The sequence below is a fragment of the Mesorhizobium sp. M7A.F.Ca.US.006.01.1.1 genome (assembly GCF_003997935.1).
GTDB lineage: Bacteria > Pseudomonadota > Alphaproteobacteria > Rhizobiales > Rhizobiaceae > Mesorhizobium.
This window is the reverse complement of sequence record NZ_RZQL01000472.1, coordinates 1-1648: the sequence shown is the minus strand read 5'-3', so window position 1 is coordinate 1648 and position 1648 is coordinate 1. Positions and strand designations below refer to the sequence as shown.

The 1648-nt window shown below is 63.9% G+C and carries 2 protein-coding genes; both read left to right on the top strand.

The features are described 5' to 3' along the window. Positions 1–276 precede the first annotated feature (276 nt). Positions 277–1299: a DUF1403 family protein gene (locus tag EN943_RS36915; protein ID WP_127416605.1), complete on the top strand. Its 1023-nt coding sequence runs from the start codon at positions 277–279 to the stop codon at positions 1297–1299. A 5-nt stretch (positions 1300–1304) separates the two neighbouring features. Then, positions 1305–1648 (top strand): SMC-Scp complex subunit ScpB (locus EN943_RS36910; RefSeq protein WP_164778608.1); only part of this gene is annotated, 344 nt, incomplete at its 3' end.

Here is a 1648-nt window from a genome sequence, read left to right as displayed (position 1 = left end):
GTCCCATGGCGAGCACGACATCGATGATATCGGGGAGATCGTCGGCGACCGCCTCCGCTGGCGAATGATCGATGACGGCGGCCGTGCCGTGGGACGGTCCGGAGGTCGGGTAGACGTGTTTTTCGGGCTTCTGCTCGCTGAAAACGGCCATTTCCCCATCTAGCGCAGAAACGAACGATAATGCAACATTATCATTCGTTTGATGCGCGCGACAGGCGCGGCGGTTATGTGCAAATCGGGTTGCTAAAAGCGCCGCCAGGATTCATCCTGTCGCGGATGATTCTTCGACCCAAACTGTCCCTGCGCTACCACGGTACGCTGACTGGTGAAGCCAGCGTCGCTGCATCGAAAGCCGCCGTGCCTGCTTGGTTGCGTCGGGCGGTTCCCGATGCGCAAAGCCTTGCTGGAAAAAATGTTGAGGAGGTGGCGCTCATCGCAGGCGCCACCATCGGCGCACTCGATGCGGTGGTTCGGCGGCAGGAGCGGTGGGCCGGCGCCTGGCGGCAGCGGCTGGCAATTTCGGCAGCCGCGGCAACGGCAAAGCAGGCGGGTCGCGTCGAGGACGAAGCGGCCTTGCGCGATGCCGTATTGCTTACAAGAGCGGGCGACAATGTCGGTCCCGCCGGCCTTTTCCTTCTTGCTTGGCGGCGGCTGGCATCTCGGCCAGCGGACGATCTGCTGACGGAGAGAAATGTCGCGACGGTGCTGGAAGATCTAGGTCTCACACTCAACGATGAGGCGGTCAGCGATCTGACGGACGATCTGCGACAGCTTGCCGCCAACACCGGCACGGTCGAGACGCTGGTCGGGGCCTTCGCGGCGGCGGAGCGTTACGGCTTCCGGCGCGTTCTCGGAGCCTGGCTTGCCGATGTCTTGCTCGCGCAGCGGCTGGGCTGGACACATGCAATCCCCTTGTTGGGCGCCGAAGCGACCTTAGTTGTGGGTACGGGCCGGGCGCGTCGACCAGGGACTGCCGCTCTGGCTGCCGGCGCCGAAACGGAAGCCGATTGGGCTAAACGCCTGCTGGCCGCACAGGCGCGCGCTGCGCTGCGCGCCATTGATCTTTTCGCCGAACTTGAGCGCCGCGCGGATCGGCTGCTTGCGGTTGCGCCGATACTCAGGGCCAAGGCGGCGGACGTCGTCGTGGAAAGGCTGCTCTCTGACGACGCGATCGTCGCTTCGGAACAAATCGCTGGCATGAGCGATCGCGGCCTGCGCCGCCTGTTCGACCGGCTGGTCGAGCTCGGTGCCGTGCGTGAATTGTCCGGCCGCGCCACCTTCCGCATCTACGGGCTGTGAAGACAATGGCGGAGAGTGCACGTAGGCGAGGAGGGAGCCAGCCAAATGACCGTCGATCAGCTGACCAGTTGTTTGACCGGGAACTGGATCATCTGCCGCCGGAAGCGCGTTGGCGTGAATGGATGCACCGAGTCGAAGCAACGATCTTCGCCGCTAGCGAGCCGGTCGACCGCGAAATGCTCGCCCGCATCGTCGGGAAAAGCTGCAGCATTGATCTTCTCATCGACGACATCCGCGAGGAGCTGCGCGGCCGCCCTTACGATCTGGTTTCGGTCGCCGGCGGCTGGAAACATTTGACCCGGCCTCCCTATGCAGACGCCATCCGCGCTGCTGTAGGTGGAAGTGGGAA

What these genes read in the sequence shown, in the direction of transcription:
- EN943_RS36915 (WP_127416605.1), top strand. Translation starts at nt 277, where the DNA reads ATGATTCTTCGACCCAAACTGTCCCTGCGCTACCACGGTACGCTGACT.